This is a genomic window from Arenimonas fontis (assembly GCF_008386465.1).
Lineage (GTDB): Bacteria > Pseudomonadota > Gammaproteobacteria > Xanthomonadales > Xanthomonadaceae > Arenimonas > Arenimonas fontis.
Genome location: NZ_VUOD01000007.1, coordinates 82,262 through 103,743 on the forward strand (window position 1 = coordinate 82,262; position 21,482 = coordinate 103,743).

Annotated in this window: 18 protein-coding genes and 1 riboswitch; of the genes, 10 read left to right on the forward strand and 8 right to left on the reverse strand. The window is 69.8% G+C overall.

Going from position 1 to position 21,482, the window contains the following annotated elements:
• From F0415_RS09905 to F0415_RS09915, 3 genes are all read right to left on the reverse strand, one after another.
• Complete coding sequence (locus F0415_RS09905) at positions 1-1,416, reverse strand: TolC family outer membrane protein (protein ID WP_246149937.1); 1,416 nt, start codon at positions 1,414-1,416, stop codon at positions 1-3.
• A gap of 21 nt (positions 1,417-1,437) precedes the next feature.
• Positions 1,438-2,091 (reverse strand): protein-L-isoaspartate O-methyltransferase family protein, encoded by a 654-nt coding sequence (locus tag F0415_RS09910; protein WP_149861059.1) that lies wholly within the window; start codon positions 2,089-2,091, stop codon positions 1,438-1,440.
• A gap of 210 nt (positions 2,092-2,301) precedes the next feature.
• Positions 2,302-2,958, reverse strand: coding sequence for a TetR/AcrR family transcriptional regulator (locus tag F0415_RS09915; protein ID WP_342780504.1), 657 nt, complete (start codon positions 2,956-2,958; stop codon positions 2,302-2,304).
• Between the two features lie 77 nt (positions 2,959-3,035).
• Between F0415_RS09915 and F0415_RS09920 the strand changes: the two genes are divergently transcribed.
• From F0415_RS09920 to F0415_RS09935, 4 genes are all read left to right on the forward strand, one after another.
• Positions 3,036-4,157, forward strand: a complete 1,122-nt coding sequence (locus tag F0415_RS09920) for an efflux RND transporter periplasmic adaptor subunit (protein WP_149861061.1) — start codon at positions 3,036-3,038, stop codon at positions 4,155-4,157.
• 9 nt (positions 4,158-4,166) lie between these two features.
• Positions 4,167-7,217: an efflux RND transporter permease subunit gene (locus F0415_RS09925; RefSeq protein ID WP_149861062.1), complete on the forward strand. Its 3,051-nt coding sequence runs from the start codon at positions 4,167-4,169 to the stop codon at positions 7,215-7,217.
• A 57-nt stretch (positions 7,218-7,274) separates the two neighbouring features.
• A riboswitch (TPP riboswitch) is annotated at positions 7,275-7,373 on the forward strand.
• A gap of 63 nt (positions 7,374-7,436) precedes the next feature.
• Positions 7,437-9,320, forward strand: coding sequence for a phosphomethylpyrimidine synthase ThiC (gene thiC / locus F0415_RS09930; RefSeq protein WP_149861063.1), 1,884 nt, complete (start codon positions 7,437-7,439; stop codon positions 9,318-9,320).
• Between the two features lie 85 nt (positions 9,321-9,405).
• Positions 9,406-9,966, forward strand: coding sequence for a DUF4136 domain-containing protein (locus F0415_RS09935; protein ID WP_149861064.1), 561 nt, complete (start codon positions 9,406-9,408; stop codon positions 9,964-9,966).
• 82 nt (positions 9,967-10,048) lie between these two features.
• Here the strand turns inward: F0415_RS09935 and F0415_RS12615 are convergent, their stop codons facing one another.
• Positions 10,049-10,408: an Hpt domain-containing protein gene (locus tag F0415_RS12615; protein WP_188310356.1), complete on the reverse strand. Its 360-nt coding sequence runs from the start codon at positions 10,406-10,408 to the stop codon at positions 10,049-10,051.
• A gap of 166 nt (positions 10,409-10,574) precedes the next feature.
• Here F0415_RS12615 and ppa point away from each other — a divergent pair, with 166 nt between their 5' ends.
• Positions 10,575-11,123, forward strand: coding sequence for an inorganic diphosphatase (gene ppa, locus F0415_RS09945; RefSeq protein WP_149861066.1), 549 nt, complete (start codon positions 10,575-10,577; stop codon positions 11,121-11,123).
• A gap of 169 nt (positions 11,124-11,292) precedes the next feature.
• On the opposite strand, the gene F0415_RS09950 is transcribed toward ppa, so the two are convergent.
• The 3 genes from F0415_RS09950 to F0415_RS09960 all read right to left on the reverse strand — a co-directional run bounded on the left by F0415_RS09950 (position 11,293) and on the right by F0415_RS09960 (position 15,410).
• On the reverse strand, positions 11,293-13,338 hold the full coding sequence (locus F0415_RS09950) for a sodium-translocating pyrophosphatase (RefSeq protein ID WP_149861067.1): 2,046 nt from the start codon (positions 13,336-13,338) through the stop codon (positions 11,293-11,295).
• A gap of 177 nt (positions 13,339-13,515) precedes the next feature.
• Positions 13,516-14,055, reverse strand: coding sequence for a DUF2846 domain-containing protein (locus F0415_RS09955; protein WP_149861068.1), 540 nt, complete (start codon positions 14,053-14,055; stop codon positions 13,516-13,518).
• Positions 14,056-14,153: 98 nt separating this feature from the next.
• Positions 14,154-15,410: a 6-phosphofructokinase gene (locus F0415_RS09960; RefSeq protein WP_149861069.1), complete on the reverse strand. Its 1,257-nt coding sequence runs from the start codon at positions 15,408-15,410 to the stop codon at positions 14,154-14,156.
• Positions 15,411-15,549: 139 nt separating this feature from the next.
• Between F0415_RS09960 and F0415_RS09965 the strand changes: the two genes are divergently transcribed.
• From F0415_RS09965 to F0415_RS09975, 3 genes are read left to right on the forward strand one after another with little or no spacing between them, the layout of a single operon-like run.
• Complete coding sequence (locus tag F0415_RS09965; protein WP_149861070.1) at positions 15,550-16,122, forward strand: adenylate kinase; 573 nt, start codon at positions 15,550-15,552, stop codon at positions 16,120-16,122.
• A 57-nt stretch (positions 16,123-16,179) separates the two neighbouring features.
• Positions 16,180-17,538 (forward strand): UDP-N-acetylmuramate:L-alanyl-gamma-D-glutamyl-meso-diaminopimelate ligase, encoded by a 1,359-nt coding sequence (gene mpl, locus F0415_RS09970; protein WP_149861071.1) that lies wholly within the window; start codon positions 16,180-16,182, stop codon positions 17,536-17,538.
• 5 nt (positions 17,539-17,543) lie between these two features.
• Positions 17,544-18,137, forward strand: a complete 594-nt coding sequence (locus F0415_RS09975) for an LON peptidase substrate-binding domain-containing protein (protein ID WP_149861072.1) — start codon at positions 17,544-17,546, stop codon at positions 18,135-18,137.
• A 3-nt stretch (positions 18,138-18,140) separates the two neighbouring features.
• Here the strand turns inward: F0415_RS09975 and F0415_RS09980 are convergent, their stop codons facing one another.
• The gene (locus tag F0415_RS09980; protein WP_188310357.1) at positions 18,141-20,141 is read right to left on the reverse strand and encodes a bifunctional DedA family/phosphatase PAP2 family protein; all 2,001 of its coding nucleotides are present in this window, start codon (positions 20,139-20,141) and stop codon (positions 18,141-18,143) included.
• A gap of 73 nt (positions 20,142-20,214) precedes the next feature.
• Between F0415_RS09980 and F0415_RS09985 the strand changes: the two genes are divergently transcribed.
• Both F0415_RS09985 and F0415_RS09990 read left to right on the forward strand, forming a co-directional pair.
• A complete protein-coding gene (locus F0415_RS09985; protein WP_149861074.1) occupies positions 20,215-21,063 on the forward strand; it encodes an SDR family oxidoreductase in 849 nt (282 codons plus the stop codon).
• Positions 21,060-21,479 carry a VOC family protein gene (locus tag F0415_RS09990; protein ID WP_149861075.1) on the forward strand — a complete coding sequence of 140 codons (420 nt, stop codon included), beginning with the start codon at positions 21,060-21,062 and terminating at the stop codon, positions 21,477-21,479. The genes F0415_RS09985 and F0415_RS09990 overlap by 4 nt, the downstream gene beginning before the upstream one ends.
• Positions 21,480-21,482: the final 3 nt, after the last annotated feature.

Sequence of the window (21,482 nt, forward strand, 5' to 3'; positions counted from 1 at the left end):
TCACTCGGTGCCGGTATCGGCGTCCAGGGCGGCTTCGGCGTCGGCCACCAGCACGCGGTTCACCGCCTGCAGGTCTTCCAGCGAGATGGTGCCGGCCGCCTGCTTCAGGCGCAGGGTGTTGACCAGGAAGGCATGCCGGGCGCGGGCGTATTCACGCTGGGCCTGGAACAGCTGCTGCTGGCTGATCAGCACGTCCACGATGGTGCGGGTGCCGACCTCCAGGCCCGCCTCGCTGGCCTCGTAGGCGGCGCGGGCCGACACCACCGACTGGCGGCGGGCCTCGACCTCGGCGGCGCCGGCGGCCAGCGAGCGCACCGCGTTGCGGGTGTTGCGCACCACCGAGCGGCGTTCGGCCTCCAGATCGTCGGCGACGGCATCGCGCAGGTGCACGGCCTGACGCACGCCCGACTGGGTGGCGCCGCCGGCAAAGATCGGCACGCTCAGGGTGACGCCGACCGTGGTGCGCTCGCTTTCGTTGTCGAACGACGTGGTGCCCGGCGTCGGCGCGAAGATGTCGGTGCGGCCGTAGCCGTTGCCGTCGGAATAGCTGGCGCTCAGGCCCAGGCTGGGCAGGTGGCCGGCGCGGGCGGTGGACACGTCCTTCTCGGCCGCGGTCAGGGCCAGTTCGCGGGCCAGCAGGCTGGGGTTGTTTTCCATGGCCACGGCCACCCAGTCCTGCGACAGCAGTTCGCCCGGGTCCTCCGGCTTGTAGTCGGAAGGCAGGCCCTGCAGCGCGCCCATCGGCTGGCCGGTGATCTCGGCCAGGGCTTCGCGGGCGTCGTCCAGCGCATTGGCGGCGGCGATGGTGTTGGCGCGGGCGGTGTCGTAGCGGGCCCGGGCTTCGTGCACGTCGGTGATCGGCGCCAGGCCGACTTCCAGGCGCTTCTCCGCCTGGTCGAGCTGGCGCTTCACCGCGCGTTCCTCGGCGCGCGAGGAGGCCAGTGTCTCGATCGCGGTCAGCACGTTGAAGTAGGCGTCGGCGACCCGGACGATCAGCGCGTCCTGGGCCGCCTTGTATTCGGCTTCGGATTGCGCGGCCCGCGCCCGGGCGGCGCTGAGGCGGGTGTAGTTGCGATGGTCGTAGAGGCTCTGGCGCAGGCTGAGGCCCCAGCCGCGGGAGGTGCTCTCGCTGCTGGACTCCGACGGCGGCTGCACCACCGTGCCGAAGGCCTGCGAGCCGCTGGAATCGGTCTCGGTGCGGCTCCAGCTCACCTCGCCGTCCAGTTGCGGCAGCAGCGCCGCGCGGCTTTGCACCACGCCCTCGCCCTGGGCCAGGCTGCGGGATTCGGCGGCGGACAGCTGCGGATCGCTCTGGCGGGCCAGTTCGTAGGCCTGCATCAGGTCGGCGGCATGGGCCGTGCCGGCAATGCCGGCCAGCAGGATGGCGAAACTCAGCGGACGGAGGCTCAGGCGCATGGGAAAGTCCTGGTATCTGTTCTAGAGAATGAAACGGGGCGCCGGTTCGGCGCCGCGCAGATAGGGGATGTCGGTTTCGAACAGGCTTTCGCGCAGCAGGCCCTCGCCTTCGCGGGTCAGCAGCAAGGCTTCCTGCACCGGCGAGTGGCCGTGCACGACGAACAGGCGGCCACCGGGACGCAACCAGGCCGCGAAACGTTCCGGCCGGTCGGCCACGGCGCCGGTGACGGCGATGGCGTCGAACAGCCGGCCCGGTTCCCAGGCCAGGGCATCCGCGGTTTCCAGGCGCACGTTGAGGTGGCCGTCGGCGACAAGCCGGGCCTGGGCGCGTTCGACGAAATCGGCATGGATGTCCACGCTGGTGACCTCATGGGCCAGGCGCGCCAGGCAGGCGGTGACGAAGCCGGAGCCGGTGCCGATCTCCAGCACCTGGTCCTCGGGCTGCAGCGCCAGGGCCTGCAGCATGCGGCCCTCGATCACCGGTTTCATCATGGACTCGCCGTGTTCCAGCGGCAGCGCCAGGTCGGCGAAGGCCAGCTTGCGGTGGCGCGGCGGCACGTAGTCCTCGCGCGGCACGGTCATCAGGGTCTCGAGCACGCGCGGATCGAGCACGTCCCAGGGACGCACCTGCTGCTCGACCATGGCAAAGCGGGCCTGCTGGAAATCAATGGACATTTCGGCCAAATCCTTGAATCGCAAGGGCCGTGATTCTACGCCCCGGTCCGGTCCGGGCGGAAGGCGAAGGCCGCCGGGAGACTGGAACGGGGACGCGGCAAACCGGTTGACCCACGTGGCGCCCTGGGGCGCGCGGGCAGGATGCTGGCTGGTCGGGACGCGTCCGTAGTGCCATTGGTCACCGGGACGGTCGGCAGGTGGGGACGCCGTTCAGGCATGGGCGGGCGCCGTTCGACGGCCGTAGGCGCGCAGGAACAGGTCCACCGTCGCCTCGATGTGCCGGCGCTCCTGTTCGGCATCCAGGCGCTCCTGGCAACCGCACATCAGCCGGGCATGGTGCTCGCCCTTGAGCAGGGCGCACAACTGGGACGCGGCCAGGTCGCAATCGGGGATGTCCACCGCGCCGGACTGCACGCCGGCGCGCAGGAAGCCGGCCAGGGCCTCCTGGGTCCGTTTCGGGCCGGCCTCCCAGAACAGCCGTGGCAGGTGCGCGTCCTCGGACATCTGCCGGGCCAGCACCCGCGCCACCGCGATGGCTTCGTCGCTGTTGATCAACCGGAAGAACGCCTGGGCGATGCGGTGCAGCTGCCGTTCCCAGGGCTCGGCGGTGCGCTTGAGGAACAGGTCGGACGGCAGCAGGTCCTCGCACTTGGCCTTGACCGCCTCGACGAACAGGGTGTCCTTGTCCTGGAAGTGGCTGTAGACGGTGAGCTTGGAGACGCCGGCGGCCTGGGCGATGGCGTCCATGCTGGTGCCTTCGTAGCCGCGTTCCGGGAACAGGAGTTTGGCGGCCTCCAGGATGGCGGCGCGTTTCTCCAGGTCCTTGGGGCGACCGGGCGGGGTGGGGGGTCGGGCGGCGCGTGGCATGGCCGTCATTATTATTGAACTCTGCGGTTGAGTAAAGTTAGCATACCGGCGGTTCAATAAATCCCGGTACCGCCCGCATGCGCGCCAAGACCCTGGTTATCCGCCTCTTCCTGCTGTCAGGGATGTTGGCCCTGACGGCTGCTTGCTCCGGCAATGGCGACCACGACGCTTCCGTCCGCCCGGCCCTGGTGGTGGAGGTGCGGCCTGGCGGCGCCGGCGTCGCCAGCTTCGCCGGCGAGGTCCGGGCCCGCCACGAGCCGGAACTCTCCTTCCGGATCGGCGGCAAGCTGGCCAAGCGCCATGCCGAGGTCGGTGATCGGGTCCGGGCCGGCCAGGCCCTGGCCGAGCTCGACGCCGCCGACGTGGCGCTGCAGCTGGAGGCCGCCCGCGCCGCCCTGGCCTCGGCCGAGGCCGACCTGGCGCTGGCGAACGCGGAACTGGAGCGGCACCGGCGCCTGTACGAGCGGCAGTTGGTCAGCCAGTCCCTGCTGGAAACCCGGCAGGCGCAGTTCGATGCGGCCCAGGCCCGGGTCCGGCAGGCCCGGGCCCAGGCGGCGGTGTCCGGCAACCAGGCCGAATACGCGGTGTTGCGGGCGCCGGCCGACGGCGTGATCACCCGGCGCCTGGCCGAGGCCGGCCAGGTGGTGGCGGCCGGCCAGCCCGTCTACGTGCTGGCCGAGGACGGCGAGCGCGAGGTGGCGATCAGCCTGCCCGAGCAGGTGGCGGCCGATTTCGCGCCCGGGCGCGAACTGCTGGTCGAGCTGTGGTCCCTGCCGGGCAAACGGTTTCCGGGCCTGCTGCGCGAGGTGTCGCCGGCGGCCGACCCGCAGGCCCGCACCTTTGCCGCGCGGGTGTCGTTCGAGCCCGGGGACGCGCCGGTCGAGCTGGGCCAGAGCGCGCGTGTGTACGCCTCGGGCAACGGCCGGCAAACCCTGAGCGTGCCGCTGTCGGCCCTGCACCGCCTGGACGAGCGGCCGGCGGTGTGGGTGGTGGACAAGGCCAGCGGCGCGGTGTCGCTGCGGCCGGTAGAGATCGGGGCCTACGGCGAGGAGGCGGTGCCGGTACTGGCCGGGCTGCAGGCCGGCGACTGGGTGGTGGCGGCCGGCGTCCACCTGCTGCGGGAAGGCCAGCGGGTCATGCCGGTGGACCGGCAGAACCGCCCGCTGATGGCGCCCGCTGTCGCCGCTGCCGCCGACTGAGGCCCGCCCATGTCCGCCTTCAACCTCTCCGCCTGGGCGCTGCGCAACCGCTCGCTGGTGCTGTACGCGATGATCGTGCTGGGGGCGCTGGGCATCTTCAGCTACCAGCGCCTGGGCCAGTCCGAGGATCCGCCCTTCACCTTCAAGATCATGGTGGTGCGCACGTTCTGGCCTGGCGCCACCGCCGAGGAGATGGCGCTGCAGGTCACCGACCGGATCGAGAAGGAAATCATGGAGACAGGCCGCTACGAGTTCGTGCGCAGCTACTCGCGCGCCGGCGAATCGCTGGTGATGCTGATGTCGCGCGATTCGATGGCGTCCCGGGAACTGCCGGCGCTCTGGTACGACGTGCGCAAGAAGATCGGCGACATCCGCCACACCTTGCCGGACGGAGTGGTCGGGCCCTACTTCAACGACGAATTCGGCGACGTCTTCGGCAACATCTACGCACTCACCAGCGACGGCTTCGATTACGCGACGATGAAGGATTACGCCGAGCGGCTGGAGCTGGAGCTGCTGCGGGTGCCGGACGTCGGCAAGATCGAGCTGGTCGGCCTGCAGGACGAGAAGATCTGGATCGAGCTGTCCAACACCAAGCTTGCCACCCTGGGACTGCCGCTGGACGCCGTGCAGCGGGCGATAGACGAACAGAATGCGGTGGCGCCGGCCAGTTTCTTCGAGACCGCCAGTGATCGGGTGCAGCTGCGGGTGGACGGGCGTTTCGACAGCGTGCAGGCCATCCGCGATTTCCCCATCCGGGTCGGCGATCGCAGTTTCCGCCTGGGCGACGTCGCCGAAGTGCGGCGCGGGTTCGCCGATCCGGCCGAGCCGCGCATGCGCTTCATGGGCCGCGACGCCATCGGCATCGCCGTATCCATGCGCGAGGGCGGTGACATCCTGCGCCTCGGCGAGCGCCTCGACGCCGAGTTCGCCCGCCTGCAGGAAACGCTGCCGGTTGGCATGCGCCTGGAGAAAGTTTCCGACCAGCCGAGGGCGGTGCGCGCCTCGGTGAACGACTTCGTGCGCGTACTGGCCGAGGCCGTGTTCATCGTGCTGCTGGTCAGCTTCTTTTCCCTCGGCTTCCGCACCGGCCTGGTGGTGGCGCTGTCCATCCCGCTGGTGCTGGCCATGACCTTCGCGGCCATGCACTACTTCGGCATCGGCTTGCACAAGATATCGCTGGGCGCGCTGGTGGTGGCGCTCGGCCTGCTGGTGGACGACGCCATCATCGCGGTGGAGATGATGGCGGTGAAGATGGAACAGGGCATGGACCGCCTGCGCGCGGCCGCCTTCGCCTGGACCTCGACCGCCTTCCCGATGCTCACCGGCACCCTGGTGACCGCGGCCGGCTTCCTGCCGATCGCCACCGCTGCCTCCAGCACGGGCGAGTACACGCGTTCGCTCTTCCAGGTGGTGGTGATCGCGCTGATCCTGAGCTGGGTTGCGGCGGTGGTCTTCATTCCCTACCTGGGCGACAAGCTGCTGCCCGACCCGCGCCCGGTGGGCGGCGGCAGGACGGCGCACGACCCCTACGCCACGCCGTTCTACCGCCGCTTCCGGCGCTGGCTGGAGTGGTGCCTGCGCTGGCGCAGGACGGTGATCGTCGCCACCGCGCTGGCCTTCCTGGCCTCGCTGGCCCTGTTCCGCTTCGTGCCGCAACAGTTCTTCCCGGATTCCACCCGGCTCGAGCTGATGGTGGACATGGAACTGGCCGAGGGCGCCTCCTTGCGCGCCACCGAGGCGGCCGCGCGCCGGCTCGAGGAGAAGCTGGCCCAGCGCGAGGACATCGAGAACTTCGTTGCCTACGTTGGCAGCGGTTCGCCGCGTTTCTACCTGCCGCTGGACCAGAAGCTGCCGCAGGCCAACTTCGCCCAGTTCGTGCTGCTGATGCCGGACATCGAGTCGCGCGAGCGGGTGCGGGAATGGCTGATCGGACTGTTCGAAACCGAGTTCGCCGACCTGCAGGCGCGTGTTGCCCGTCTTGAGAACGGCCCGCCGGTCGGTTTCCCGATCCAGTTCCGCGTCTCCGGCGAGCACATTCCGGAAGTCCGCCGGCTGGCGCAGCTGGTGGCCGACCGGGTGCGCGCCAATCCCCATGTCAGCAACGTGAACCTGGACTGGGACGAACCCAGCAAGGTGGTGCGGTTGCGCGTGGACCAGGAGCGGGCGCGGGTGCTGGGCGTCAGTTCGGCGCATCTGGCGGCTTTCCTGCGCGGTTCCCTGTCCGGCACCCTGGTCAGCACCTACCGCGAGGGCAACGAGCTGATCGAGATCCTGCTGCGCGGGCCGGCCGAGGAGCGCGAACGGCTGTCGCACCTGGGCAGTCTGGCAGTGCCGACCGCGAACGGCGGCAGCGTGCCGCTGTCGCAGGTCGCCACCCTCGACTACGGCTTCGAGGAAGGCATCGTCTGGCGGCGCAACCGCCTGCCCACGGTGACGGTGCGCGCCGACATCTACGGCGACATCACCCCGCCGACGGTGACGGCGCAGATCCTGCCGACCCTGGAGGACGTGCGGGCGCAATTGCCGCCGGGTTACCTGCTGGAAACCGGCGGCACGGTCGAGGATTCGGCCAGGGGATCGAAGTCGGTGGCGGCCGGGGTGCCGTTGCTGCTTGGCGTGGTGCTGACCCTGCTGATGCTGCAACTGCGCAGCTTCCCGCGCGCGCTGATGGTGCTGCTGACCGCCCCGCTCGGGCTGATCGGCGTGGTGCTGTTCCTGCTGGTGTTCCAGGTGCCGTTCGGTTTCGTCGCCATGCTGGGCACGATCGCCCTCAGCGGCATGATCATGCGTAACGCGGTGATCCTGGTGGACCAGATCGAACAGGACATCGCCGCAGGCAGTACGCCGCGCCATGCGGTCATCGAGGCCACCGTGCGCCGCTTCCGCCCGATCGTGTTGACGGCGCTCACGGCCATCCTGGCGATGATCCCGCTGGTCAGGAGCGTGTTCTTCGGGCCGATGGCGGTGGCGATCATGGGCGGGCTGGTGGTGGCGACAGCGCTGACCCTGCTGTTCCTGCCGGCCCTGTACGCCACCTGGTTCCGGGTCAAGGCCTGAGGGCCGGAACGGCGGCCGGCCGGCGCGGGATGTTGCGGCGCTTGTGTGGGAGAATGCCGGCCGAAGCGGGGGTGCCCGGGCGCAGCCTGGGCTGAGACAGACCCTTCGAACCTGATCCGGCTCGCACCGGCGTAGGGAAGCTTCGCGGTGCCGGTCCGCCGGCGCCCCGGTGCCGCCGCTTCATGCCCGCCCCCGTCGGGGCCCAGGAGGATGAAGCGAATGAACGCCCTGCCCACCGAACTGCTGCGCCAGGCCCGGCAACTTTCCCAGGACCTCACCCGGCCGATTCCGGGCTCGCGCAAGATCCACGTCGAAGGCTCGCGCCCGGACCTGCGCGTACCGATGCGGGAGATCGCCCTCTCGCCAACGCCGCGCCTGCGCGGCCCGGCCGAGGTCAATGCGCCCTTCACCGTCTACGACACCTCCGGGCCCTACACCGACCCCGCCGCCCGCATCGACCTGGCCGCCGGGCTGCCGGCCCTGCGCGCAGGCTGGATTGCCGAGCGTGGCGACAGCGAGGAGCTGCCCCGCCTGAGTTCGGCTTTCGGCCGCGCCCGCGCCGTAGACCCGAAGCTGGACGCGGTGCGCTTCCCCGCCACCCGGCCGCCGCGCCGCGCCCGCGCCGGCGCCAACGTCACCCAGATGCACTACGCCCGCCGCGGCATCGTCACGCCGGAGATGGAGTTCATCGCCATCCGCGAGAACCAGCGCCTGGACGCCGTGCGCGAGGCGCACCTGCTGCGGCAGCATCCGGGCGAAAGCTTCGGCGCGGCCATTCCGGCCCGGATCACTCCGGAATTCGTTCGCGCCGAAGTCGCCCGCGGCCGCGCCATCATCCCCTGCAACATCAACCATCCGGAAAGCGAGCCGATGATCATCGGCCGCAACTTCCTCACCAAGGTGAACGCCAACATCGGCAACAGCGCTGTTTCCTCCGGTATCGCCGAGGAAGTGGAGAAGCTGGTCTGGGCGATCCGCTGGGGTGCCGATACGGTGATGGACCTCAGCACCGGCAAGCACATCCACGAGACCCGCGAATGGATCGTCCGCAACTCGCCGGTGCCCATCGGCACGGTGCCGATCTACCAGGCGCTGGAGAAGGTGGACGGCAAGGCCGAGGAGCTGAGCTGGGAGATCTTCCGCGACACCCTGATCGAACAGGCCGAGCAAGGCGTGGATTACTTCACCATCCATGCCGGCGTGCTGCTGCGCTACGTGCCGCTGACCGCCAGGCGGGTAACCGGCATCGTCAGCCGCGGCGGCTCGATCATGGCCAAGTGGTGCCTGGCCCACCACAAGGAGAATTTCCTCTACACCCATTTCGAGGAAATCTGCGAAATCATGAAGGCCTACGATGTGGCCTTTTCGCTCGGCGACGGCCTGCGCCCGGGCTGCATCGCCGACGCCAACGACGCCGCCCAGTTCGGCGAACTCGAGACCCTGGGCGAGTTGACGCAGATCGCCTGGAAGCATGACGTGCAGACCATGATCGAGGGGCCCGGCCACGTGCCGATGCAACTGATCAAGGAAAACATGGACAAGCAACTGCGCGAATGCGGCGAAGCGCCGTTCTACACGCTCGGCCCGCTGACCACGGACATCGCCCCCGGCTACGACCACATCACCAGCGCAATCGGCGCGGCCATGATCGGCTGGTTCGGCACTGCCATGCTCTGCTACGTCACGCCCAAGGAGCACCTGGGCCTGCCCAACCGCGATGACGTGCGCGAGGGCCTGATGGCCTACCGCATCGCCGCCCACGCCGCCGACCTGGCCAAGGGCCACCCCGGCGCCCAGGCCCGGGACAATGCCCTGAGCAAGGCCAGGTTCGAGTTCCGCTGGGAAGACCAGTTCAACCTGGGCCTGGACCCGGAACGGGCCCGCGACTACCACGACGAGACCCTGCCAAAGGAGGCGCACAAGGTGGCGCACTTCTGCTCGATGTGCGGCCCGCACTTCTGTTCCATGAAGATCACCCAGGACGTGCGCGACTACGCCGCCCGGGAGGGCGTGGCGGCGGAGGCCGAGGCGCTGGAGAAGGGCATGGCCGAGAAGGCGGCAGAGTTCCGCGCCGAGGGCGGCCAGGTTTACCGTCCTGAATGATCGGAAACGGGGCGGAACCGGCCGTGTTCCGCCTTCCGGGCCTGCGTGCTAGCTTCGAAGCGGTTCATTCCGGGAGCTTGCCGCCATGCGCCTGTCCGCCCTCCGTTCCGTCGCCCCCCTGCTGTTGCTGCTGCTGGCCGCCTGCGCCACCGGCCCGCAGGTCAGTTCCACCGAGTCGGCCGACGCCGATTTCGACCGCTACCGCAGCTTCGCCTTCTACGAACCGCTGGCCATGGAACGCGGTGGCTATGCCACGCCGGCGAGCGAGCGTGCCCGCGCCGTGGCCCGCCGCGAGCTCGAGGCCCGCGGCTATCGCTACGATCCGGAATCGCCGGACCTATGGGTGAACATCAATGCCTACCTGGTCGAGCGCACCAACGTGTCCAGCATGCCGACGGTGGACTGGGCCTACTACTACAGCTACCGGCACGGCTACGTGGCGGTGCCCTTCTACAGCGAGCGCACCCTGGTCAGCGAGTACCGCGAGGGCACGATGAACGTGGACCTGGTGGACGTGGCCCGCAAGCGTCTGGTCTGGGAAGGCGTGGCCACCGGCCGCGCGCCGCGCAAGGAGGCGGACCGCCTGGCCCGCATAGACGAGACCATGGCACGCATCTTCCAGCAGTTTCCCTATCGCGCGCCCTGAGCCGACCGGCAGCGCGCGGGCCGTTCCGCGTTTCCCCGCAGGCGGGGGAGGACGGAGGCGGGTGCCTGTCCCTGGGCGCCCGCTAAATCTGCGGCACTTCCTGCAGCAACAGGATCAGGGCGTCGCGGGTGCGACGGCGCAGCTCGTCCATCCGGACCGGCATGTCCGGGCCTGACAGCTGGGCGGCATCCAGGTGCTCCAGGCTGTGGCAGACATCCACCAGCCCGGTGGCGCCCATGGCCAGCGCCGCCGAACGCAGGTAGTGCGCCGACTTGCCCAGGGCGTCCGGGTCGCCGGCGGCCTGGGCCTGCTCCATCTTCTTGACCAGTTCCGGCGCCTCGTGCACGAACATGCGCACGAATTCGCTGAAGGCCCCCGGCCGGTCGCGGTCCAGCATGCGCAGCAGTTCGAGGGCCTTGGGATCGAGCTGGGCATCGGCCATGGCGGGGGCTCCGGGTCGGTGACGGTGCAATTCTGGAGCTTTGGCGGGCGCCTGCCTAGCCCGTCCGGCGACGGGTTCCGAGTGCGGGCTCCAGGCCTTTCCCGTATCCTTTCGCCCCTTTTCCGCGATACGCCCTCCCCCGGGCAAGCTAGCCAAGGAGTACCCCATGGGACTGGACCTGGTTCCCACCGGCCGCGACGTGCCGAACGAGATCAACGTCGTCATCGAGATCCCCAAGGACGCCGAACCGGTCAAGTACGAGGTGGACAAGGCCACCGGCGCCATCTTCGTGGACCGCATCCTGTCCACGCCCATGCGCTATCCCTGCAACTACGGCTACGTGCCGCATACCCTGTGCGGCGACGGCGACCCGGTGGACGTGCTGGTGATCTTGCCGCTGCAGCTGCTGCCGGGCGCGGTGATCCGCTGCCGGCCGGTCGGCCTGCTGAAGATGAGGGACGAGGCCGGCGAGGACACCAAGCTGGTGGCGGTGCCGGTGGACAAGGTGTTCTCGGGTTACGCCCATATCCAGGACATCGGCCAGGTCAGCCAGCACTGGCTGGACCGCATCGGCCACTTCTTCGAGCACTACAAGGACCTGGAGAAGGGCAAGTGGGTGAAGCTCGAGGGCTGGGAGGGCGCCGAGGCGGCCCGCCGCGAGATCCTGGAATCGGTGGAGCGGTTCGAGGCCAGTCCCGAGAAGCTCAACTACTGAGTGCCGCCCGTCCGCGGCAGCGGCCGGCCGGCAGAACGGGCCCCGGGGTGGTCGCCGGTGCCGTCGGTCAGACCGAATCCCGCGGAAACGAAGAAGCCCCGGCCAGGCCGGGGCTTCTTCGTTCGGGTCGCCGCATGTCCGAGCCGGCGGGCTGTCGGAAACGGCCCGCTTACAGCAGCGGAATCAGCAGCAGGGCCACGATGTTGGTGACCTTGATCAGCGGGTTCACGGCCGGACCGGCCGTGTCCTTGTACGGATCGCCGACGGTGTCGCCGGTGACCGCGGCCTTGTGGGCCTCGCTGCCCTTGCCGCCATGGTGGCCTTCCTCGATGTACTTCTTGGCGTTGTCCCAGGCGCCGCCGCCGGTGCACATCGAGATGGCGACGAACAGGCCGGTGACGATGGTGCCCATCAGCAGGCCGCCCAGCGCCGCCGGGCCCAGCACCAAGCCGACCAGGACCGGTACCGCCAGCGGCAACAGCGAGGGCAGGATCATCTCGCGGATGGCCGCCTTGGTCAGCAGGTCCACGGCCTTGTCGTACTCCGGTTTGCCGGTGCCTTCCATGATGCCCTTGATCTCGCGGAACTGCCGCCGCACCTCTTCGACCACCGCGCCGGCGGCGCGGCCCACCGCCTGCATGGCATAGGCGCCGAACAGATAGGGAATCAGGCCGCCGATCAGCAGGCCGATCAGCACGTCCGGGCGGTCGATGGAGAAATTGACGGCATCGCCGGTGGCGGCGGTCTTCTCGCTCAGCTTGTGCGCGTAATCGGCAAACAGCACCAGCGCCGCCAGGCCGGCCGATCCGATCGCGTAACCCTTGGTCACCGCCTTGGTGGTATTGCCGACCGCGTCCAGGGCATCGGTGGTCTTGCGGATCTCCGGGTCCATGCCGGACATCTCGGCGATGCCGCCGGCGTTGTCGGTGATCGGGCCGTAGGCGTCCAGGGCCACGATCATGCCGGCCATGGACAACATGGAGGTGGCGGCAATGGCGATGCCGTACAGGCCGGCCAACTGGTAGCAGCCCCAAATCGCCAGCGCCACGGCCAGCACCGGCGCCGCGGTGGACTTCATGCTCACTGCCAGGCCGGCAATCACGTTGGTGCCGTGCCCGGTTTCCGAGGCCTTGGCCACCTGCCGGACCGGCGCGTACTCGGTGGCGGTGTAGTACTCGGTGATGATCACCATGGCGGCGGTCAGGCCCAGGCCGATCAGGGCGCACCAGAACAGCGGCACGGCCATCGCACCGTCGAATAGGTGATGGGCGATGAACCAGAACGCCACGGCAGCCAGCACGCCGGATACCGCCAGGCCGCGGTACAGGGCGTTCATGATCTTGCCGCCGGCGCCTACCTTGACGAAGAAGGTGCCGATGATCGAAGCGACGATCGAGGCCGCGCCCAGCACCATCGGGAACAGCACGCCGCCGGCGCCGTAGTCGGCGAACTGGATGCCGGCGATCAGCATGGCCGCGATCACCGTCACCGCGTAGGTCTCGAACAGGTCGGCGGCCATGCCGGCGCAATCGCCGACGTTGTCGCCGACGTTGTCGGCGATCACCGCCGGGTTGCGCGGGTCGTCCTCGGGAATGCCGGCTTCGACCTTGCCCACCAGGTCGGCGCCGACGTCGGCGCCCTTGGTGAAGATGCCGCCGCCCAGGCGCGCGAAGATCGAGATCAGCGAACTGCCGAAGGCCAGGCCGATCATCGGTTGCAGGGCGGCATTGACCGCTTCGCCGTCGGCGACATCGCCGCCGGAAACGAACAGGAAGTAGCCGGCCACGCCCAACAGGCCCAGGCCGACCACCAGCATGCCGGTGATGGCGCCGCCCTTGAAGCTGACGTCGAGCGCCTCGTTCAGGCCGACCGTGGCCGCCTGCGCCGTGCGCACGTTGGCGCGCACCGAGACGAACATGCCGATGAAACCGGCCAGGCCCGACAGGATGGCGCCGATGGCGAAGCCGATCGCAGTCGGCCAGCCCAGGGCCGGCAGGAAGCCGATCACCAGGAACAGCACCACGCCGACCACGGCAATGGTCATGTACTGGCGGCGCAGGTAGGCGCCGGCGCCTTCCTGCACGGCGGCGGCGATGCGCTGCATCTTCTCGTTGCCGGCGGCGCGCCCGACGATCCAGCGGGCGACCACCAGGCCGTAGACGATGGCCAGGGCAGCGCAGACCAGCGCGATATGGAACCCGTACTGCTCGAACATGCGAACCCTCCCCAGAGTTGCTGCAATGAACGTACAAAGGTAAGCGGCCGTCAGGCCGCCCGGGCCGAGTATGGCAAAGGGGCCCCTGACGCGCCACAAGGGTTTCGCAGGGGACGAAAACGCGGGCGGCCGCCCCTGCAGGACAGGGACGGCCGCCCGGGTGCCGCGCGATCGGGATTACCTGGACTTGCCCTTCTGGCCGGTCATGTCCTTGAGCTTCTTCTTGTTTGCCTCGTCGAAGGCGGCCTGGTCCGACAGCGAAAGATTCGGCCGGCCGGCCAGTGCGCCCATCTGCACGCTGGCCATGACGTAGTGGGTTCCTCCAGCCTCGACCTCGACGGTCAGTTCATCCTTGGTTTCCGAGCGCATGGCGTAGGTATGCGCACCCGGGGTGACATCGGCGACGAAGTAGGTGCCGCTCTTGAGCATGCCGATCACCTGCTCGCCCTCACGGACCTTGAACACCAGGGCGGCGCCCAGCATCTTCTTCGGCCTGAAGAAGATGATCCGGCCGGTGGCCGGCGCGCCGGCGGCGTCGGCACCAGGCGTCTGGGGGCCGGCCGTTTCGCTCGCCGCGGCTTCGCTGGCGGCGGTGCCGCCTGCCGAGGCCTCGTCGGCAGTCGAGGTTTCGTCGTTCGCCGGGCTGGCGGCCGCAGGCAGAACGAACAGGGCCAGCGCCAGCCCCAGCAGGCCGGCGCGAAGGATGGTGGTCGTCATCAAAAGGATCCCCTGATTTGGAATGTCGCGCGTTCTCGCGCGGCGGCAAGCATTCCCGAAAGTGGCGGCCAGGACAAGCCGGGGCGCTCGGTCATGGCTCAAGCTTCCCAGGCAGGCAGGCGTTTGGGCACTTGCCGGTTCTTCAGGCGCACGTACCGGGGCAGGCCGTCGCGGCCGTAGGGCGGCGGCGCCTCGCCGCGGATCAGCGGCTCCAGATAACGTCGGGCGGCGGCGGTGATGCCGTAGCCATCGCGGCGGATGAAGCCGGCCGGCATCTTCTTTTCGTGGTTGGCGATCTTCGCCAGCGGGGCCGGTTGCACGGTCCAGCGGTAGGGCGCCTGCGAGCGGCGGACGATCACCGGCATCACGCCGTTCATGCCGGCCAGCGCGTACTCGACGGCCTTGCGGCCCACCGCCTGGGCCTGCTCGAGGTCGGTCTTGGAGGCCAGGTGCCTGGCCGACCGCTGCAGATAGTCGGGCAGGGTCCAGTGCACCTTCAGGCCCAGCGCGTCCTTCACCCGCGCCGCCAGGTAGGGTGCGACGCCGCCCAGCTGGGTGTGGCCGAAGGCGTCCTTGCCGCCACCGGCGTCGGCGACGAAGCGGCCCTCGGGCGTGCGGATTCCCTCGCTGGCCACCACCAGGCACCAGCCGACCCGTTCGACGACCTGCCGCACCCGCCGGAGGAAATCGTCTTCGTCGTAAGGCCGCTCCGGGAACAGGATCAGCTGCGGTGCCTCGTCCGGCCCCCGGCCGGCCAGCCCGGCGGCGGCAGCCAGCCAGCCGGCATGCCGGCCCATGGCTTCGTACACGAACACCTTCGTGGAGGTGTCGGCCATTGCCGCCACGTCCAGGGCCGCTTCCGCCACCGATACCGCCGTGTACTTGGCCGCCGAGCCGAAACCGGGGCAGTTGTCGGTCGCCACCAGATCGTTGTCCACCGTCTTGGGCACGCCGACGCAGGTCAGCGGGTAACCGGCAGCCTCGGCCAGCCGCGAGAGCTTGAGCGCCGTGTCGGCCGAATCGTTGCCGCCGTTGTAGAGGAACCAGCGCACATCGTGCGCCTCGAGCACCTCCAGCAGGCGCCGGTACCTGGCTCCGTCCTCTTCCAGCGACTTGAGCTTGTAGCGACAGGAACCGAAGGCGCCGCCCGGCGTGTGGGCCAGGGCGCGGATGTCGGCGGCGGACTCCCGGGAGGTGTCCAGAAGCTCCTCGCGCAAGGCGCCGAGGATGCCGTTGCGGGCCGCCAACACCTTGACCTTGCGGGCGCGGGCGGCCTGGATCACCGCCGAGGCGGTGGCGTTGATGACGGCGGTGACCCCGCCGGATTGCGCGTAAAGGAGCGTTCCCTTGCCCATCGTCTTGCTGCCTTTCGTTTGACTTGGGCCGTCCCGGCCCGTACCGTTGCCACGTCCGCACGGCCAGTCGGCGGCCCCACTATAGCCAAACGGGGTGAAGACGGTGCCGTGCGTCCTTGTTTCTAAAGGTCTAGCAAGCATGCGACTGGTACTTCTCGGCGCGCCCGGTTCGGGCAAGGGCACCCAGGCGGCCCGCCTGCGCGAGCACCTCGATGTCCCGCACATCTCCACCGGCGAGCTGCTGCGCGCCGCGGTCAAGGCGGGCACGCCGCTGGGCCGGCAGGCCAAGGCGGTGATGGAAGCCGGGCAGTTGGTCTCGGACGAGATCGTCCTGGGCATGCTGGAGGAACGCCTGACCGCCGGCGACACCGGCAAGGGTTTCATCCTCGACGGCTACCCGCGCAACCTGGCCCAGGCCAATGCCCTGGAGGCGCTGCTGGCCCGCCTGGGCCAACCGGTGGACATCGCCGTGCAGCTGGACGTGGGCAACGATTTGCTGATCCAGCGTCTGGCCGGCCGGGCCCAGGCGGAGGGCCGCGCCGACGACAGTCCCGAGGCCGTGCGCAAGCGCCTGGACGTTTACGAAGAGGCCACCGCGCCGGTCGTGGATTTCTACGCCCGGGCCGGCCGCCTGGCCCGCGTGGACGGTGTGGGTAGCGTGGACGAGGTGTTCCAGCGCATCCTTGCCGCCCTGGGCCGCGTCGCCGTCTGACGTCATCGCCCCCCGGCAGAGGTTCCCGCCGGCACCGGTTCCTGCGATGCTGGCGGCATGAAACTGCACATCCTCGGCATCTGCGGCACTTTCATGGGCGGTGTCGCGGCGCTGGCGCGCGAACTCGGCCACGAGGTCGAGGGCAGCGACCGGAACGTCTATCCGCCCATGTCCACCCAGCTCGAGAAGCTGGACATCGCCCTGCGCAGCGGCTACCTGCCGGAACACCTGTCCGCCGACGTGGACGAGGTGGTGGTGGGCAATGCGCTCTCGCGTGGCAACCCGGCGGTGGAATACGTGCTGGATGCCGGCCTGCGCTACGTCTCAGGCGCGCAATGGCTGGGCGAGCGGGTGCTGCCCGGGCGCGAGGTGCTGGCGGTGGCCGGCACCCACGGCAAGACCACGACCACCTCCATCCTCGCCTGGCTGCTGGAAGCCGCCGGCCGCGATCCCGGTTTCCTGGTCGGCGGCGTGCCGGAGAACTTCGGCCTGTCCGCGCGGCTGGGATCCGGCCGCGAGTTCGTGCTCGAGGCCGACGAATACGACACGGCCTTCTTCGACAAGCGCAGCAAGTTCGTGCACTACCGGCCGACCGTGGCCATCCTCAACAACCTCGAATACGACCACGCCGACATCTTTCCCGACCTGGCGGCGATCCAGCGCCAGTTCCACCACCTGCTGCGCACGGTGCCTGGGCGCGGCCGGCTGGTCGTCAACGGCGAGGACCGGGCCCTGGCCGAGGTGTTGGCCATGGGGTGCTGGACGCCGGTGGAACGCTTCGGCCTGGACGGCGACTTCGATTGGAGCGCCCGGCTGCATGCCGCCGACGGCAGCCACTTCGACGTGCTGCACAAGGGGGCGATGGTGGGCACGGTGCGCTGGCCGCTGGTCGGCCGGCACAACGTGATGAACGGCCTGGCCGCCATCGCCGCGGCGCATGCGGTGGGAGCCGACCTGGCGAGGGCGATTCCGGCGCTGGCCGACTTCGTCAGCGTCAAGCGCCGGCTGGAGAGGCTGGGGGAGGCCGGCGGCGTCACCGTCTACGACGACTTCGCGCACCATCCGACTGCGATCCGTACCACCCTGGAGGGCTTGCGCGCCCGGGTCGGTGCCGCCCGCATCCTGGTGGCGATGGAACCGCGCAGCAACTCGATGCGCCTGGGCGCACATGCCGAGCAGATCGCCCCGGCGCTGGACCTGGCAGACGCGGTGGTCTTCCTGCAGCGGCCGGAGCTGCCCTGGGACGCGGGCAAGGTGATCGCGGCCCTGCGCGGGCAGGGCGAGGCGGTGCCCACGGTGGATGCCATGCTCGGGCGGCTGCGCGAGCTGGCCCGGCCGGGCGACCACCTGGTCTTCATGTCCAATGGCGGCTTCGAGGATGCGCCGCGCCGCAGTCTGGCGGTGCTGGCGGGTTGAGTGAGATGGCCACGGTCGAGCTGCCCCTGTTCCCGCTGTCCTCGGTGCTGTTTCCGGGCGGCAGCCTGGCGCTGCGGATCTTCGAGCCGCGTTATCTCGACCTGGTGAAACGCTGCGGCCGCAACGGCGAACGCTTCGGCGTCTGCCTGATCCTGGCCGGGCGCGAGGTCGGCGAGCCGGCCTTGCCGGCGGCGCTGGGCACCGAGGCCATGATCGTCGATTTCAATCAGACCGAGGACGGGCTGCTGGGCATCACGGTCGAGGGGCGGCGCCGGTTCCGGGTGATCCGCACCCGGGTGCGCGACGACGGCCTGGTACTGGGCGACGTGGCCTGGTTGCCCGCCCTCGGGTCGGGCGAACGCCTGCGCGACGAGCACGCGCTGTTGTCGGTGCTGCTGGCGCGCATCCTGGACAAGGCCGGCATCGAGCACGAGGGCGTGGGCAAGGGCCGGCTGGCCGAGGCCGAGTGGGTTGGCTGGCGACTGGCGGAATGGTTGCCGCTGAGCCAGGCCGAACGCCAGCACCTGCTGCAGGAAGACGATCCGCATGCGCGCCTGCAGCGGCTGGTCGAGCGGCTGCCAGACTTCCAGACCGAGTGATCCTCAGGCACCCGGTGGGCGCAGGCGCAGCACCCTGATGCCCGGTTCCCGCTCTTCCAGCCCGGACTCCATGCCATGCAGGTCCGCGCGCAAGCCTTCGAGCAGGACATCGCCGTCCGCCTGCGCCTGCCAGTAGCTGAAGAAGTCGAGGCGCCGGGTGAAGCGCAGCGTGTGCACCGTGCCCATCCACAGCGGCTGGTCGCCCGGTTGCAGATGCCAGGGCGCTTCCCACAGGCGCAGCACCCGCAGCTCGCCGGCACGGCCGGTGCGGCGGACCATCACCAGCGCCTCCGCCCGGCCCTGGTGGGTGGCCGGCAGCACCGCTAGCCGGTCGGGGCCGATGTCCTTGTCGAGGGTCTGCAGCAGGCCGTGCCAGCCGCCGGTTTCCAGCTCTTCCCAGCCGGCCAGCAGCAGCCGGGCGCGGATGCCGTCCAGCGGGCCGGCTATCTGCAGGTTCAGGGGCCAGGCGTTGCCGCCGTGCATGTCGTTGCGACGGGCCGGCAGGGCATGGCGCCAGTCCTGGGTCCACCAGGAATCCGCGTCCAGCGGCAGGTGGGCCAGGGGCGGATCGAAGCGTTCGCGGGTGGCTTCGGCGGTGCGGCTGCCGTGCCAGCCGGCCGCCACGGCCACGCTGACGAAAAATACGGTGGCCAGGGGCCGCACCCAGAACGAGCGGTCCACGCGGCGGCGATAGGCAATGCCCAGGGCGGCGATCCACAGCAGGCCCAGGCAGACGCCGGCCAGCACGTCGCTCAGCCAGTGCGCACCCAGGTACAGGCGCGAGAACGCCAGCAGGCCCACCACCAGGGCCGCCACCACGTAGGGCCAGACCCGCTGCCGCCCGGGCAGTTCGCGGGCGATCAGCACGGCGAAGAAGCCGTACACCACCGTCGCCAGCGTTACGGTCACCGAGGGAAAGCCGAAGCCGGCCACCGCCGTGGCCGCCGGCGGTTTGGGCATGTCCAGCGAATAGCCCAGTACGGTCGTCAGTACCAGGGCGAAGGCCGGCGCCGCCAGCCAGTGCCAGGCGGCAGCGTAGCGTTTGCGCCACCACAGCCAGGCGAACACCAGCAGCACGGCCGGCGCCAGCACCACGGCATCGCCGAGCGTGGCCAGGAAAGCCATGGGCGTGTCCGCCAGCGGATTGCGCAGCCCGAACATGGCGTGGTGCACCATCAGGTCGAGTGCCGACGGGGCACTGCCGCCGCCCACGGAACCCAGCACGGTGAAGAAGGCCCAGCCGGCGAACACGATCACCAGGCCCAGCACCAGCAGGGAGGCCGATTCCGGCCGGGTCGGATCGATGAGCGCCTCGGTGTAGCGACCCAGCACCGGATGCCGGTGCGACCAGGCGAGGGCGCGTTCGAGCAGGCCGGTGGCGTGGCCGCCCAGCCAGCGCCAGGCGTAGACCACCAGCGCCCAGATGCCGGCCACCAGCATCAGCACCACGGTCAGGACGATGGCCAGCGGCCCGGCCACCGCGGAGACCAGTTCCAGCGAGGCGCCAAACAACCAGCCCGGTGCCAGGAAGGTCGCCGACCACAGCGCCGCGGCGACCAGGCTGGCCGGCACGTACTGGCGCAGGCGCATGCCGAGCATGCCGGCGATCGCCGGCACGAACGGTCGGATGGCACCGATGTAGCGGGCCATGACGATGGACTTCATGCCGTGCCGACGGAAAGTCAGTTCACCACGCTCCAGCCATTCCGGGTGTCGGGTGAAGGGCCAGCGCTGGCGCAGCTGATGGCCGTAGCGCCGGCCGACCCAATAGCTGACGCCGTCGCCGGCGAAGGCGCCCAGGCTGGCGCAGGCCAGGGCGTAGGCGCCTTCCACGTGGCCCAGCCCCACCAGGGTGCCGACCGCAAACAGCAGCGGCACCGCCGGGATGGCCACGCCCACGATCACGAGGGCGTCGCCGAAGGCGATCAGGAAGATGACCAGGCCCGCCGCGATCGGGTGTTGGCCGATCCAGCTGACAAGGGCGTCGAGGCGGGCCGAATCCATAGGGCCGGGATTATAGGCGGGGAGGCCGCCGCTCCGGGGTAGAATCCGCGGCGGTTCCGCAAAGGAAACGGTCATGGCGAACCTGGGCGGCAAGACCCTGCTGATCACCGGCGCCTCGCGCGGCATCGGCCTGGCGATCGCCCTGCGTGCCGCCCGCGACGGCGCCAACGTGGCCATTGCCGCCAAATCGGCGGTGCCGAATCCGAAGCTGCCGGGCACCATCCACTCGGCGGCCGAGGCCGTGCAGGCGGCCGGCGGTCAGGCCTTGGCCATCCGCTGCGACATCCGCGAAGAAGAACAGGTACAGGCGGCGGTGGCGGCGACGGTGGAGCGTTTCGGCGGCCTGGACATCCTGGTCAACAACGCCAGCGCGATCTGGCTGCGCGGCACCCTCGACACGCCGATCAAGCGCTTCGACCTGATGCAGCAGGTCAATGCCCGTGGCAGCTTCCTGTGCGCGCAGCAGGCCTTGCCGCACCTGTTGAAGTCGGACAACCCGCACATCCTGACCTTGGCGCCGCCGCCCAGCCTCGATCCGAGATGGTGGGGCCCGCACCTGGGCTACACCCTGGCCAAGATGGGCATGAGCTTCGTGACCCTGGGCCTGGCGGCGGAGTTCGGCCCGCGCGGGGTGGCGGTGAACGCGCTGTGGCCGCGCACGGTGATCGCCACCGATGCGCTGAACATGATTCCCGGCGTTGACCCGGCCCGCTGCCGCCGGCCGGAGATCATGGCCGAGGCCGCGCACGCGGTGCTGACCACGCCGGCGCGCGAACTCACCGGCCGCTTCCTCATCGACGAGGCGGTTTTGCGCGAGCGCGGCGTTGACGATTTCAGCCACTACGCGGTGGACCCGGGCAAGCGGCTGCTGCCCGACCTGTTCCTCGACGATCCCGAACTGGGCGGAGGCTGGAGCCGATGAAATACCTGCACGCCATGCTGCGCGTCCGCGATCTGGATGCCTCGCTGCGCTTCTACCGCGACGCCCTGGGCCTGGTGGAGACGCGGCGCAAGGACTACCCGGAAGGCCGTTTCACTCTCGTCTACCTGGCTGCGCCGGAGAACCCGGAGGTCGAGGTCGAGCTGACCTGGAACTACGACGACGAGGACTATGGCGGCGCCCGCAACTTCGGCCACCTGGCTTTCGCCGTGGATGACATCTATGCCACCTGCGAGCGGCTGCAGTCCTTCGGCGTGACGATCAACCGGCCGCCGCGCGACGGCCGCATGGCCTTCGTGCGTTCGCCCGACCACATATCCGTCGAGTTGCTGCAGAAGGGCGAACCGCTGCCGCCGCGCGAGCCCTGGGTCTCGATGCCGAACACCGGGAGCTGGTAAAGG